Source organism: Erwinia sp. 9145 (assembly GCF_000745075.1).
In the GTDB taxonomy this organism is placed as follows: domain Bacteria; phylum Pseudomonadota; class Gammaproteobacteria; order Enterobacterales; family Enterobacteriaceae; genus Erwinia; species Erwinia oleae.
The window spans coordinates 1,366,664-1,380,619 of sequence record NZ_JQNE01000001.1 but is presented as its reverse complement, the minus strand read 5'-3'; the positions used below and the strand labels follow the sequence as shown (position 1 = coordinate 1,380,619).

General features: G+C 54.7%; 11 protein-coding genes. 8 read left to right on the top strand and 3 right to left on the bottom strand.

Translation table 11 applies throughout. The features are described 5' to 3' along the window. Window positions 1–104: 104 nt before the first annotated feature. Window positions 105–1,220: a YcbX family protein gene (locus FA91_RS06780; protein WP_034913871.1), complete on the top strand. Its 1,116-nt coding sequence runs from the start codon at window positions 105–107 to the stop codon at window positions 1,218–1,220. 3 nt (window positions 1,221–1,223) lie between these two features. On the opposite strand, the gene FA91_RS06775 is transcribed toward FA91_RS06780, so the two are convergent. Together FA91_RS06775 and pyrD are read right to left on the bottom strand one after the other, a co-directional pair. After that, window positions 1,224–1,766: a cell division protein ZapC gene (locus FA91_RS06775; protein WP_034913869.1), complete on the bottom strand. Its 543-nt coding sequence runs from the start codon at window positions 1,764–1,766 to the stop codon at window positions 1,224–1,226. A 180-nt stretch (window positions 1,767–1,946) separates the two neighbouring features. Further along, complete coding sequence (pyrD, locus tag FA91_RS06770) at window positions 1,947–2,954, bottom strand: quinone-dependent dihydroorotate dehydrogenase (protein ID WP_034913866.1); 1,008 nt, start codon at window positions 2,952–2,954, stop codon at window positions 1,947–1,949. A gap of 331 nt (window positions 2,955–3,285) precedes the next feature. On the opposite strand from pyrD, the gene ssuE reads away from it, so the two are divergent. Genes ssuE through ssuB form a run of 3 tightly spaced genes read left to right on the top strand, consistent with a single transcriptional unit; the run spans window position 3,286 to window position 5,429 of the window. Further along, window positions 3,286–3,837, top strand: a complete 552-nt coding sequence (gene ssuE, locus FA91_RS06765; RefSeq protein WP_034913863.1) for an NADPH-dependent FMN reductase — start codon at window positions 3,286–3,288, stop codon at window positions 3,835–3,837. A gap of 15 nt (window positions 3,838–3,852) precedes the next feature. Beyond that, window positions 3,853–4,644 (top strand): aliphatic sulfonate ABC transporter permease SsuC, encoded by a 792-nt coding sequence (ssuC, locus tag FA91_RS06760; RefSeq protein ID WP_034913859.1) that lies wholly within the window; start codon window positions 3,853–3,855, stop codon window positions 4,642–4,644. Beyond that, on the top strand, window positions 4,641–5,429 hold the full coding sequence (gene ssuB / locus FA91_RS06755) for an aliphatic sulfonates ABC transporter ATP-binding protein (RefSeq protein WP_034913858.1): 789 nt from the start codon (window positions 4,641–4,643) through the stop codon (window positions 5,427–5,429). Before ssuC ends, ssuB begins: the two co-directional genes overlap by 4 nt. Window positions 5,430–5,464: 35 nt before the next feature. Here the strand turns inward: ssuB and pepN are convergent, their stop codons facing one another. Continuing rightward, window positions 5,465–8,080: an aminopeptidase N gene (pepN, locus tag FA91_RS06750; RefSeq protein WP_034913856.1), complete on the bottom strand. Its 2,616-nt coding sequence runs from the start codon at window positions 8,078–8,080 to the stop codon at window positions 5,465–5,467. A 236-nt stretch (window positions 8,081–8,316) separates the two neighbouring features. On the opposite strand from pepN, the gene pncB reads away from it, so the two are divergent. The 4 genes from pncB to FA91_RS06730 all read left to right on the top strand — a co-directional run bounded on the left by pncB (window position 8,317) and on the right by FA91_RS06730 (window position 13,940). Next, window positions 8,317–9,537, top strand: a complete 1,221-nt coding sequence (pncB, locus tag FA91_RS06745) for a nicotinate phosphoribosyltransferase (protein ID WP_034913853.1) — start codon at window positions 8,317–8,319, stop codon at window positions 9,535–9,537. A gap of 168 nt (window positions 9,538–9,705) precedes the next feature. After that, on the top strand, window positions 9,706–11,106 hold the full coding sequence (gene asnS, locus FA91_RS06740) for an asparagine--tRNA ligase (RefSeq protein ID WP_034913851.1): 1,401 nt from the start codon (window positions 9,706–9,708) through the stop codon (window positions 11,104–11,106). A gap of 301 nt (window positions 11,107–11,407) precedes the next feature. Beyond that, window positions 11,408–12,559: a porin OmpF gene (gene ompF / locus FA91_RS06735; RefSeq protein ID WP_034913848.1), complete on the top strand. Its 1,152-nt coding sequence runs from the start codon at window positions 11,408–11,410 to the stop codon at window positions 12,557–12,559. A gap of 190 nt (window positions 12,560–12,749) precedes the next feature. Beyond that, window positions 12,750–13,940 (top strand): amino acid aminotransferase, encoded by a 1,191-nt coding sequence (locus FA91_RS06730; RefSeq protein WP_034913846.1) that lies wholly within the window; start codon window positions 12,750–12,752, stop codon window positions 13,938–13,940. Window positions 13,941–13,956 lie beyond the last annotated feature (16 nt).

The window sequence follows — 13,956 nt, the reverse complement described above, 5'->3', positions numbered from 1 at the left end:
ATTATAGCTAATCGCAGGCGCATGTCATAAAGTTAGCTTCTTTTGATCGCGTCTTATTGCGGTTTGATGCGCCGCAGCGCGACAGTTTTTATCAGGAGCGTGTGATGGTTACCCTGTCTCGTCTTTATATTCATCCGGTTAAATCAATGCGAGGTACGCAGGTTTCCCATGCGCAGGCGTTGGAAAGCGGCCTTGCTTTTGACCGCGTGTTTATGATCACCGATACCAACGGGACATTTATCACCGCGCGTCAGTATCCGGATATGGTGCTGTTCACGCCAGCGCTGATGCAGGATGGCCTGTTTCTCTCCGCGCCGGATGGCACCAGCGCCACTATCCGGCTGGCTGACTTTTCCGGCGATGCCGCCTCCACGGAAGTCTGGGGCAGTACCTTTACTGCGCTGATTGCCCCCGATGAAATAAATCAGTGGCTGAGCGGGTTCTTTCCGCGACCGGTGCAGCTGCGTTGGGTCGGCCAACAGATGAGCCGTCGCGTGAAGCGCTTCGAGCAGGTGCCGTTAGGCTTTGCCGACGGCTTTCCCTTTCTGCTGATCAATGAGGCCTCGCTCAACGATCTTCGCCAGCGCTGCCCGGCGGGTATCCGCCTGGAGCAGTTCCGCCCCAATCTGGTGGTCACCGGCACCGGCGCCTGGGCTGAGGACGCCTGGTCAACCCTGCGCATCGGCAACATTATTTTTGATGTGCCGAAACCCTGTAGCCGTTGCGTCTTCACCACCGTCAGTCCCGAGGGCGGCAAAAAGCACCCGTCCGGCGAGCCGCTGACGACCTTACAAAAATTTCGAACCGCCGCTGATGACAGCGGCGATATCGATTTTGGCCTGAATTTAATCGCCAGAAGCAGTGGCATACTGCGCGTGGGTGATGAACTGGAGGTGCTGGCGAATAAACCGCCGCGCCCGTATGGCGCAGGAAAGGTGAGCGAAACGCTGGAGGTCGTCCACAGCGCCTCGCAAAAGCTCACCATCAACTGGCAGGGAAACACCTTTACCGGCAATAATCAGCAGATATTGCTGGAGCAACTGGAGATGCAGGGTTACCGCATTCCTTACTCGTGTCGTGCGGGCATCTGCGGTAGCTGCAAAATCACGCTGGTATCGGGAGAGGTGCGGCCCCTGAAGAAAGAGGCTATTGGCGCCGACGGTCGCGTTTTGAGCTGCAGCTGCATTCCCGCCGGCGACGTTGTTTTACGTGGGAAGTAGGACTCAGACCGCGCTGGCCAGCAGCAGATGCTGCTCATCCGCCCTGGGTTGCAGCCTGTCGTTCATGATTTTGATCGCGTCGCCAAGCACCATGCTGCGGCCAGCCAGCGTTAGCTGCGGCTGAGCCAGCACGCACAGCGCGGCGCTCTCGCCGGCCTCCGCCACCATCATTACTGCCTGTTCGCCCGTTTCGCACAGCGTCACGCAAACCAGCTCGCCCTCTTTGGGTGAGAGATAATCGCGACAGGTAGTAAAGTGCCAGCTCTTAGGCATCAGCGGTTTGAGGAAGCGGCTGGCGACCAGCGCATTCAGCACCAGTTCGATACGCTGGCTGTCGTCAAGCGTGCAGCGGCGGCAGTGTTCGGCGAAGCTATAAAACAGCGCCGCTTCATCAACGCAGAAGGCGGTTTCGCTGAAAGCATCAGGGGTTAACATCTTACGGGGAAAGCGGGAGCGGAACAGCATCCCATCAGCCAGATCCAGCATCATGCGATCGTGTTCCGCATCGAAAAACCAGCGCCAGCTGTCGTCGGGTTTTATTTTCATGATGTGTCCTGTTGTCATACTTGTTTACATTCCGGTCGCAAACTTCAATTTTTGTAAATTCAGGCGAAGCCGTAATGACAGAGAATGCGCCTGTAAATCTGAATATTGCGAAAACATCCCAAAATATAAACGAGCCAGCGGGGAAAATAAACCCCCTGGCCTGGTTTAAACCAATATTCTTCAAAGATGGGTCACAATTTGTTTTATCAACGGCGGCCCTTTATAAATAAACCCGGAATATATTTGAATCAGCGATGCGCCTGCCGCCATTTTTTCTCTGGCAGAGATCAAAGAATCAATTCCGCCAACGCCAATTATTGGCAGTCGGCCCTGCAACTCGTCGGCCAGACGGCGAATGATTGCCGTGCTGGAAAGCTGTAGCGGGCGTCCACTTAACCCTCCCGCCTCGTCTGCATATTTCAATCCGCTGACCAGCGATCGGTCGAGCGTGGTATTGGTGGCAATCACGCCATCAATATTATGTCGAACAAGGCTGTCTGCAATTTGGATCAGTTCTTCTTCAGAAAGGTCCGGCGCTATTTTCACCGCAACGGGAACATATTTGTGATGGATCGTTTCAAGATCTTTCTGTTTTTGTTTAACCGCCCTTAACAATTCATCTAACGCATCACCATACTGTAAAGTGCGTAATCCTGGCGTATTGGGCGACGAAATATTGATAGCGATATAACCGGTATGACGGTAGATTTTTTCCATACAGATTAAATAATCTTCGGCGCCCTGCTCAACCGGCGTATCTTTATTTTTACCGATATTGATGCCGAGGACGCCATCGAAGCGGGCTTTTTTAACGTTTTCAACCAGCCTGTCGACGCCGTGGTTATTAAATCCCATCCGGTTAATGATCCCCTCCGCTTCCAGCACGCGAAACATTCTGGGTTTATCATTTCCCGGCTGGGGCCGCGGCGTGACCGTGCCAATTTCAACAGAACCAAATCCCATTGCGCCAAAGGCATCAATGCATTCGCCGTTTTTATCCAGGCCAGCCGCGAGGCCAAGCGGATTTTTAAACGTCAGCCCCATGCAGTTTACCGGACGTAAAGGAAGAGACTGGCGAACCAGCTGTATCAGCGGCGTACCGGAAACGCGCTGCAACTGACGCAGCGTAAGTTCGTGCGCGCGCTCGGCATCAAGTTGGAAAAGTGCCTGACGAACCAGGTGATACATGAATGCTCCTGAAGCCCGACTGTGCGGGAAAGTAAGATGAAAACGCGCGTCGGTCGACCCCCGACAAACGCCGTGCGAGCGCGTATCGGCTATTCCAGTCTGGCGGTGTGGTGTCAGGATTGGCGCAGAAACGCGACGGGTGCGGCACAAAATGGTAAAGCGCTTTAGCTGCAATGTAAACGATTGCACGCGCGCGCAAACGTTTTCTTATTCGTAAAGCAGCTTATCAATACCGGATAAATCATTTAAGGCTCTTTATGGGCTCTGTCAGGATAACCCTCTCTGTTACACGATCTGTTGAATAATTAACATCCGGTTAAAAGGAGAGATTATGCGCGTTATTACCCTGGCGGGAAGCCCTCGCTATCCATCACGTTCAACGGCCCTGCTCACGCTTTGTCAGCATCGGCTGGAACAGCGCGGCGTCGAGGTTATTCCGTGGAATCTGCATAATTTCCATCCTGAAGATCTGATTTGCGCCCGATTCGATTCGCCTGCCCTGCTGGCGCTCAATGAGGATCTGGAAAAAGCGGACGGCGTGATTGTGGCGACGCCTATCTATAAAGCCTCTTTTTCCGGCGCGCTGAAAACCCTGCTCGACCTGCTGCCGGAACGTGCGCTGGAGCATAAGGTGGTGCTGCCGCTGGCGACCGGCGGCACCATCGCGCATATGCTCTCCGTGGATTATGCGCTGAAACCGGTGCTGAACGCCCTGAAAGCGCAGGAAGTGCTGCATGGCGTCTTTGCCGATGACAGCCAGGTGACGCATTACGATCGCCAGCCGGTGCTCTCGCCGGTGCTGGACGCGCGCCTCAATGAATCACTGGACACCTTCTGGCAGGCGCTGGCGCGTCGGCATCAGCCGCTGGCGCTGGCGGTTTAAAGGGGAAAGCACGCTATGAACAGATCGCTTCAACGCATTACTCAGCCCCTGATCCCGTGGGCATTGCCAATTCTGCTGGTGGTTGTGTGGCAAATCGCGTCGCAAACGGGCTGGCTCTCTACGCGCATTCTGCCCTCGCCCGAGGCCATTGTGCTGACGTTCTGGCGTCTCTCCGCCAGCGGCGAGCTCTGGCAGCATCTGGCGATCAGCGGCTGGCGCGCCGCCATCGGTTTCTGCATCGGCGGCTCGATTGGTCTGACGCTGGGCCTGATCACCGGCATGTCGCGTCTCGGCGAGCGGCTGCTCGATACCTCGGTGCAGATGCTGCGTAACGTTCCGCATCTCGCGCTGATCCCGCTGGTGATCCTCTGGTTCGGCATTGACGAATCGGCAAAAATTTTCCTGGTGGCGCTCGGCACGCTCTTTCCCATCTATCTGAATACCTATCACGGCATTCGCAATGTCGATCGCGGACTGGTGGAGATGGCGCGCAGCTATGGCCTGTCTGGCTGGAGCCTGTTTATTCAGGTGGTGTTACCGGGCGCGCTGCCTTCTATTATGGTTGGCGTACGCTTCGGGCTGGGCCTGATGTGGCTGACGCTGATTGTGGCGGAAACCATTTCTGCCAATTCCGGCATTGGCTATCTGGCGATGAACGCGCGCGAATTTTTACAAACAGACGTGGTGGTGGTGGCCATTATTTTGTATGCCCTGCTCGGGAAACTGGCCGACGTCAGCGCGCTGCTGCTTGAGCGGATCTGGCTGCGCTGGCATCCGGCTTATCAATTGAAGGAGGAAAACGCATGAGCGCACTTGCCCCCTCGCCGGCGCGACTGAACGCTGGCACGCCGCTGGTTATCAACGGCGTCAGTAAACAATACAACGGCCGTACGGTGCTGGACAATCTGACGTTGCATATTCCTTCCGGCCAGTTTGTTGCCGTGGTCGGGCGCAGCGGCTGCGGTAAAAGCACGCTGCTGCGGCTGCTGGCCGGGCTGGAGAAAACGTCATCGGGTGAGCTTCTGGCGGGCAGCGCGCCCCTGAGCGAGGCCAGAGAAGATACGCGACTGATGTTTCAGGATGCACGGCTGCTGCCGTGGAAGAGCGTTATTGATAACGTCGGGCTTGGCCTGAAGGGCCGCGCGTGGAAGCATGCGGCAAGAGATGCGCTTGCCGCCGTCGGTCTGGCCGAGCGCGCTAATGAATGGCCTGCCGCGCTGTCCGGCGGTCAGAAGCAGCGTGTGGCGCTCGCCCGCGCGCTTATTCATCGTCCCGGCCTGCTGCTGCTTGATGAGCCGCTCGGTGCGCTGGATGCGCTGACCCGCATTGAGATGCAGGATCTTATCGCGTCGCTCTGGCAGGAACACCACTTTACCGTGCTGCTGGTGACGCATGACGTGAGTGAAGCGGTGGCGATGGCGGATCGGGTGCTGCTGATTGAAGAGGGAAAAACGGGGTTGGATCTGATGGTCGATCTGCCTCGCCCGCGACGTAAAGGTTCGGCAAAGCTTGCTGAACTGGAAGCAGAAGTCCTCGACCGGGTAATGAAACGCTCATCAGCTGAAGCCGATAAGCGTTATGCCCATCGTTAAGGTCGAAAAACGGGCGAATTGCTTCGCCCGTTTCCTCAGGCGCTCAGCGCCTTGCTGATCTTCTCGTAGAGATCCCCGGAGAGATTTTCCAGCCCCTTGAGCTGCTCCAGCGCCTGACGCATCAGCGCCTGACGTCCTTCATCGTAGCGTTTGAGGCGGATCAGCGGCTCAATCATGCGCGCGGCGACCTGCGGGTTGCGACGGTTCAGATCGGTAAGGATTTCCACCAGAAAATGATAACCGCTGCCATCTTCCGCATGGAAGGCGGCCGGATTGGCGGAGGCGAAAGCGCCAATCAGCGAACGAATGCGGTTTGGATTGCTCAGGCTGAATGAGCGATGGTTCAGCAAACCCCGCACGCGGCCCAATACGTCTGCGGCCGGGCTGGTCGCCTGTAACGCGAACCATTTATCCATCACCAGGCCATCCTGATGCCAGCGTTCGTCAAACGCGGTGAGTAAGGCTTCGCGACACGGCAGTTGCGCCATCACGGCAGCTGCCATCGCCGCCAGCGAATCGGTCATGTTATTCGCCTGCACAAACTGCGCTTTCACCAGTTTGTCCGCCAGCGACACTTCGCCATGTGCCAGGTAACCCAGGCAGACGTTTTTCAGCGCGCGACGGCCAATATCGGCATGCGTTACCTGATAATCGGCGCTCTGGTTGGCGTTATACACCGCGAGCCATTCGTCAGCCAGTTCGTTTGCCAGCAGGCGCACCAGCGCGTGACGTACTTCCGCAATGGCAATGGGATCGATAATGTCGAACAGTTCAGCGATCTCGTTTTCACCCGGCAATGTCAGGATCAGCGCCATCAGCGCCGGATCGCTGTTCTCTTCCAGTAGCACGCCGCGGAACGCATCAGCAACGTGCAGCGGCACGGAGAGCGGCTGCTCCTGCTGATAGCGGGCAACATTAAGTTTGATATAGGTTGCCAGCAGGCTTTGCGCCGCATCCCAGCGGGCGAAATCATTTCGCGCATGACGCATCAGGAAGGTGAGCTGCGCATCGCTCCAGTGATAGTCCAGCTTCACCGGCGCAGAGAATTCACGCAGCAGCGAGGGCACCGGTTGGAAGTAAACGTTGTCGAAAACAAAGCTCTGAAACTCTTCGGTCACGTTGAGCACGTGATGCACCGGGTGACCGTCGCGCTGAAGCGGGATCGCCTTCCCTTCGCTATCGTACAGTTCAATATCCAGCGGAATATGCAGCGGACGCTTCTCTTTCTGATCGGCGGTGGGCGGCGTCATCTGCGTGACGTGCAGCGTGTACTGCTCAAGTTCAGGATTGTAGTCGTCACGTACGGAGAGCACCGGCGTGCCGGACTGGCTATACCAGCGGCGGAACTGTGAGAGATCGACATTGGAGGCATCTTCCATCGCCTGCACGAAATCGTCACAGGTCGCGGCGCTGCCATCGTGGCGCTCAAAATAGAGCTGCATGCCCTTCTGGAAATTCTCTTCGCCGAGCAGCGTGTGCATCATGCGGATCACTTCAGAACCCTTTTCATACACCGTCAGGGTGTAAAAGTTGTTCATCTCGATCACCTGCTCAGGTCGGATCGGGTGCGCCATCGGGCTGGCATCTTCAGCGAACTGCGCGCCGCGCATGACGCGCACGTTATCGATACGGTTAACCGCCCGGGAGCCGAGATCGGAACTGAACTCCTGATCGCGGAAAACGGTCAGCCCCTCTTTCAGACTGAGCTGGAACCAGTCGCGGCAGGTGACGCGGTTGCCGGTCCAGTTATGGAAATATTCGTGGCCAATCACCGCCTCAATGCCCAGATAGTCTTTATCGGTCGCGGTTTCAGCTTTTGCCAGCACGTATTTAGAGTTAAAGACGTTAAGTCCTTTGTTCTCCATCGCGCCCATATTGAAGAAGTCGACGGCAACGATCATAAAGATGTCGAGGTCGTACTCCAGACCGAAGCGCTCTTCATCCCATTTCATGCTGTTTTTCAGCGATGTCATCGCCCAGTCGGCGCGATCGAGGTTGCCGCGGTCGACAAAAATCTCCAGCGCCACGTCGCGCCCGGATCGGGTGGTGAAGCTGTCGCGCAGCACGTCAAAATCGCCCGCCACCAGCGCAAACAGATAGCAGGGTTTCGGAAAGGGATCTTCCCACTTCATCCAGTGGCGACCGTCTTCCATCTGGCCGCCGTCAATGCGATTGCCGTTCGACAGTAAATAAGGATAGCGCGTGCTCTCGGCGATAATCGTAGTGGTAAAGCGGGCCAGCACGTCTGGCCTGTCCAGATACCAGGTAATATGGCGAAAGCCTTCCGCCTCGCACTGCGTGCAGAGCGCTTCGCCGGATTTATAAAGCCCTTCCAGCGCGGTGTTTTTGTCGGGGTGAATGTTGTTCACCACCGTCAGCGTAAAGGTTTCCGGCAGGTGTTCCAGCACCAGCGCGCCCTCTTCCAGCCGATAATGCGACCAGGGCTGACCATCCACCTCAAGCGAAACCAGCGTGAGATCTTCGCCGTCGAGGCGCAGCGCGGCACCGTCTGCGCCCAGCCTTTTGATGCGGCTCACGGCGGTAACCTGCGTGACGCTGGCATCAAGATTGAATGTCAGGTCGATATCGGTAATGGTGTAATCCGGCGCACGATAATCATGCCGATTTTTGGCTTGTGGCAGTTGCGTCATAAGTCCTTCTCACGTCGATATTAGTTAGTCGGATAAAGTCTATTCCTGTTAGCGCAATGTTGCCACGACGAATCACCGCGCCGCAGGCCAGAAAACATAAAAAACGATACCTGCGCACGGATTGCCCTCGACCTCTGGCGGCGAATTATGTTGTGATCGGGTTCAATAAATGAGTATTCACGTTATACTCCTGCGTCTTTCGTTTTTTTACCGGGGATAACGCTCTTCGCCAGAGGATGCTGAAACGCACCATGACATCTTACGATAACCCGATTTTAACCACGTTACTGGATACGGATGCCTACAAGCTACATATGCAGCAGGCCGTGTTTCACCGTTATCAAAATATTTCTGTGGTTGCCGAATTTCGCTGCCGGGGCGACGATCTGTTGGGTGTGTACGCCGATGAGATCGTGCAGCAAATTGAAATGATGCGTGCTCTCAGGCTGACTGATGAAGAAGCCACTTATCTGGCCGGCCTTCCCTTCTTTAAAGACGACTATCTCAGCTGGCTACGTCAGTTCCGCTACGATCCTTCTCAGGTACGCGTGCGCAATCACAAAGGCAAGCTGGATATTCGCATCAGCGGCCCGTGGCTTGAGGTGATTATGTGGGAAGTGCCGCTGCTGGCCCTGATAAGCGAGGTGGTGCATCGTCACCGCTCGCCACAGATCGCGGTTGAGACAGCGGTCGAACAGTTACAAAGCAAGCTGGCCGGATTTCGTCAAACCACCGACGGAATGGATCTCTCTCGTTTTAAGCTGATGGACTTCGGCACCCGCCGCCGCTTCTCGCGCGACGTGCAGCTGGCGATTGTCAGCACGCTTCAACAGGATTTCCCGTGGCTGGTTGGCTCCAGCAACTACGACATCGCCCGCCGACTGGCGATCGCGCCCGTAGGCACGCAGGCGCATGAATGGTTTCAGGCGCATCAGCAGATAAGCCCGGTGCTCGCCAACAGCCAGCGCGCGGCGTTGCAGGCGTGGCTGGAAGAGTATCCCGACAGCCTGGGCATCGCCCTCACCGACTGCATCACGATGGACGCTTTCCTGCGTGATTTTGGGATGAACTTCGCCAGCCGCTATCAGGGATTGCGTCACGATTCCGGCGACCCGGTTGAATGGGGCGAAAAAGCTCTTGCTCACTATCAGCGACTGAATATCGATCCGAAAACCAAAACGCTGGTCTTTTCAGACAACCTCGATCTGGATAAAGCCGTCGATCTTTACCGGCACTTCGGCCAGCGCACCGAGGTCATTTTCGGTATCGGCACGCGACTCACCTGCGATATTCCGCAGGTTAAGCCGCTGAATATTGTGATTAAACTGGTGGAATGCAACGGCAAACCCGTTGCCAAACTCTCCGACAGTCCCGGTAAAACCATATGCCAGGACAAAGCCTTTGTCCGCGCGTTGCGCAAAGCGTTTGACCTGCCGCTGGTTAAAAAAGCCAGCTAGCCTCTCTTCATCATAAAGAGGCGGCTGCATCGCCTCTTTTCTGTTTGTAAAAGAAATCTCCCGCACGGTAACGAAATCTGCTTGTGTCTCGCCGATCGACAAGTAACATAGCACTACCCTGAATTTGGGTATTTATTTTCTAATTCTGATTAAAAGTGAGAGACACTTATGAGCGTTGTGCCTGTAACGGATGTACTGCATGGCCGTGTCGCGGTTGACAGCGAAGTCACCGTACGTGGTTGGGTGCGTACACGAAGAGATTCGAAAGCTGGTATTTCCTTCATCGCCGTTTACGACGGCTCCTGCTTCAATCCCGTCCAGGCTGTCGTCAATAATTCTCTGAATAATTATCAGGATGAAGTGCTGCGCCTGACCACCGGCTGCTCGGTAGCCATCACCGGTAAGGTGGTTGAATCCCCCGGTGAAGGTCAGAGCTTTGAAATTCAGGCCAGCCACGTCGAGGTGGTCGGCTGGGTCGACGATCCTGATACTTATCCAATGGCGGCCAAGCGCCACAGTATTGAGTACCTGCGCGAAGTGGCGCACCTGCGTCCTCGCACCAACCTGATCGGCGCGGTTGCGCGCGTTCGTCATACCCTGGCGCAGGCCCTGCACCGCTTTTTTGATGAGCAAGGCTATTTCTGGGTTTCCACGCCGTTGATCACCGCCTCCGATACCGAAGGCGCGGGTGAAATGTTCCGCGTCTCCACGCTGGATCTGGCAAACCTGCCGCGCACGCCGGACGGCAAAGTGAATTTTGATGAAGACTTTTTTGGCCGTGAAGCATTCCTGACCGTATCGGGCCAGCTCAACGGCGAAACCTACGCCAGCGCGATTTCTAAAATCTATACCTTCGGCCCGACCTTCCGCGCCGAAAATTCCAATACCAGTCGTCATCTCGCTGAGTTCTGGATGCTCGAACCTGAAGTGGCGTTTGCCGATCTGAATGACGCCGCCGCGCTGGCGGAAGCGATGCTGAAGTATGTGTTCAGGGCCGTTCTGGCCGAGCGCGCTGATGATATGGCGTTCTTTGCCGAACGCGTAGATAAAGAGGCGATTTCTCGCCTGGAGCGTTTTGTAACAACCGATTTTGCGCAGGTTGATTACACCGAGGCGGTTGAGATCCTGATGAACTGCGGCGAGAAATTCGAAAATCCGGTAGCCTGGGGTATCGATCTCTCGTCTGAACACGAACGTTACCTTGCTGAAAAGCATTTTAAAGCGCCGGTGGTGGTGAAAAACTATCCCAAAGACATCAAAGCGTTTTATATGCGCCTGAACGACGACGGCAAAACCGTCGCGGCCATGGATGTTTTAGCGCCAGGCATAGGTGAAATCATTGGCGGTTCGCAACGTGAAGAACGTCTTGATGTGCTGGATGCGCGCCTGAACGAAATGGGCCTTAATAAAGAAGATTATTGGTGGTATCGCGATCTGCGTCGCTATGGCACCGTGCCACATTCTGGTTTCGGTTTAGGATTTGAACGTTTAATTGCTTATGTTACGGGTGTACAAAATGTGAGGGACGTGATTGCCTTCCCGCGCACGCCGCGAAATGCGAGTTTCTGATTTTCGGCATAAAACATAAGAAATTCATATATATAATCAAGGTCAGCGCTGCTGGCCTTTTTTTATTTTTGTAAATTATGAAGTACTTCACAAAGTTCCGTGATTATTACATTTTGTAATACAAATTTTCTTCCTGTTACCAGAATAAGCTATTAGTAGCATTTTCGCGCTAGATTAACGTCTCAGTGAATGGAAAGATGCGTGCAGACACAGGAAGACACCAAACTCTCTTCAGAGTTCTGTAAAGAATTTTTGACGGCAGTGGCAGGTGTCCAAATAACTCCAATGAGGGTAATAAAAAATGATGAAGCGCAACATTCTTGCACTGGTTATCCCAGCCCTGTTAGCAGCAGGCGCAGCCAATGCAGCCGAAGTTTATAACAAGAATGGCAACAAACTGGACCTGTACGGTAAAGCTGTTGGCCTGCACTACTTCTCTGATAACGACGGCAATGATGGCGACCAGTCATATGCGCGCTTAGGTTTCAAAGGCGAAACCCAGATTAACGACCAGCTGACCGGTTTCGGCCAGTGGGAATACCAGTTCAACACCAACAACTCTGAAGGTTCAGACGCGCAGAACGGCAACAAAACCCGTCTGGGCTTTGCTGGTCTGAAATTCGGCGACGCGGGTTCAATCGACTACGGTCGTAACTACGCGCTGCTGTACGATCCAATGGGCTGGACCGATATGCTGCCAGAATTCGGCGGCGACTCAGCTTACACTGATACAGGCGTAACCGGCGGCCGTACCACTGGCGTACTGACCTACCGTAACACCAACTTCTTCGGCCTGGTTGATGGCTGGGATTTCGCTCTGCAATATCAGGGTAAAAATGACCGTGATGATCCTCGTCGCTCTAACGGTGATGGCTATGCGGTTTCTACCACCTATACCTCGCCAATCGGCTTAGGTGTGTCTGGTGCGTACGGTTCTTATGACCGTACCAACGCTCAGGAAGCGGGCGTGCGTAACGTAACGAATGCTGATGGCGATACCGTTGGCACCATCAACAACGGCGCAGGCGAACGTGCTGAAGCATGGGCAACCGCAGTTAAATACGACGCTAACAATATTTACCTGGCCGCGATGTACGGTGAAACGCGTAATGCAACGCCTATTAGCGCTACCGGTGTAACTTTTGACAACGGCGTGACCGGCAACATGTCCTCTTTCGCTAACAAAGCGCAAAACATTGAGTTAGTGGCTCAGTATCAGTTCGACTTTGGTCTGCGTCCTTCTCTCGGCTACGTGCAGTCTAAAGGCAAAGACATTGGCAGCGGTATCGGCGATGCTGACCTGATCAAATATGCTGACGTAGGTGCGACTTACTACTTCAACAAAAACATGTCTACCTATGTCGACTACCAGATCAACCTGCTGGATGATGATAATCCACTGGGTCTGAACACTGATGACACCGTAGCAGTAGGCCTGGTTTACCAGTTCTAAAAACGCTACCGGGGTGATAACCTCACCGCCGTTCATCGTAAAAAATGGAGCCTTCGGCTCCATTTTTATTTTCTTTGATTTACTTCCCTGTTTCCCCCGCTCTTTTTCACGCAAACGGTTGGCATTTTGTGCGCTGTGGCGGTAACCTGAACCTTCACTTCGCTTCAGATTACGCTAACGGACTTTGACTATGTTTGAACGCATTGCAGCCGCCCCTGCCGATCCTATTCTTGGCTTAGCCGATCTTTTTCGCGCCGACGACCGTCCTAATAAAATCAATCTCGGTATTGGCGTATATAAAGACGAAACGGGCAAAACGCCGGTGCTCACCAGCGTGAAAAAAGCAGAGCAGTACCTGCTGGAAAATGAAACCACAAAAAATTATTTAAGCATTGACGGCCTGGCCGACTTTGCCCGCTGCACCCAGGCGCTGCTGTTCGGTAAAGAGAGCGCCATCATCAGCAGTAAACGCGCCCTTACTGCGCAAACGCCGGGCGGAACCGGTGCCCTGCGCGTTGCCGCTGATTTTATCGCCACGCAAACCACCGCGAAACGCATCTGGATAAGCAATCCAAGCTGGCCAAACCATAAAAACGTCTTTCATGCTGCCGGGCTGGAAGTCTGTGAATATCAGTATTATGACGCCGTAAACCACTCGCTGAACTTTGAGGCGATGGTCAGTTCACTGCGTGACGTGCAGGCCGGTGATATCGTTCTCTTCCATGGCTGCTGCCATAATCCTACCGGCGTGGACCCGAGCGCTGAGCAGTGGCAGCAGCTTGCCGCCCTTTCTCAGGCGAACGGCTGGCTGCCGCTGTTCGATTTCGCCTATCAGGGCTTCGCTCGCGGTCTTGAGGAAGATGCAGAAGGGCTGCGTATTTTTGCCGCCAGTCATCAGGAACTGATTGTCGCCAGCTCTTATTCTAAAAACTTCGGTCTGTACAACGAGCGCGTTGGCGCACTGACGCTGGTCGCCAGTGATGACGCGGTTGCAGATACCGCGTTCAGCCAGGTGAAATACACCATCCGCGCAAACTACTCTAACCCACCGGCGCATGGCGCGGCGGTGGTTGCGACCATTCTCGGCAATGACGATCTGCGCGCTGTCTGGGAGCAGGAACTGACCGACATGCGTCAGCGCATTCATCGCATGCGTCAGCTCTTCGTGAATACGCTTCAGGAGAAAGGCGCAGACAGAGACTTCAGTTTTATTATTAACCAGAACGGTATGTTCTCCTTCAGCGGACTGACCAAAGATCAGGTCGTTCGTCTGCGGGAAGCATTTGGTATTTACGCCGTGAACTCCGGACGCGTTAATGTGGCAGGCATGACGCCAGACAACATGTCGGCACTGTGTGAAGCCATTGTCGCTGTACTGTAATCCTCAAGCGGGGCCT

Bases quoted from the DNA above. Each gene is read 5' to 3' on its own strand.
- FA91_RS06780 (WP_034913871.1), top strand. From the start codon at position 105: ATGGTTACCCTGTCTCGTCTTTATATTCATCCGGTTAAATCAATGCGA.
- FA91_RS06775 (WP_034913869.1), bottom strand. From the start codon at position 1,766: ATGAAAATAAAACCCGACGACAGCTGGCGCTGGTTTTTCGATGCGGAA.
- pyrD (WP_034913866.1), bottom strand. From the start codon at position 2,954: ATGTATCACCTGGTTCGTCAGGCACTTTTCCAACTTGATGCCGAGCGC.
- ssuE (WP_034913863.1), top strand. From the start codon at position 3,286: ATGCGCGTTATTACCCTGGCGGGAAGCCCTCGCTATCCATCACGTTCA.
- ssuC (WP_034913859.1), top strand. From the start codon at position 3,853: ATGAACAGATCGCTTCAACGCATTACTCAGCCCCTGATCCCGTGGGCA.
- ssuB (WP_034913858.1), top strand. From the start codon at position 4,641: ATGAGCGCACTTGCCCCCTCGCCGGCGCGACTGAACGCTGGCACGCCG.
- pepN (WP_034913856.1), bottom strand. From the start codon at position 8,080: ATGACGCAACTGCCACAAGCCAAAAATCGGCATGATTATCGTGCGCCG.
- pncB (WP_034913853.1), top strand. From the start codon at position 8,317: ATGCTGAAACGCACCATGACATCTTACGATAACCCGATTTTAACCACG.
- asnS (WP_034913851.1), top strand. From the start codon at position 9,706: ATGAGCGTTGTGCCTGTAACGGATGTACTGCATGGCCGTGTCGCGGTT.
- ompF (WP_034913848.1), top strand. From the start codon at position 11,408: ATGATGAAGCGCAACATTCTTGCACTGGTTATCCCAGCCCTGTTAGCA.
- FA91_RS06730 (WP_034913846.1), top strand. From the start codon at position 12,750: ATGTTTGAACGCATTGCAGCCGCCCCTGCCGATCCTATTCTTGGCTTA.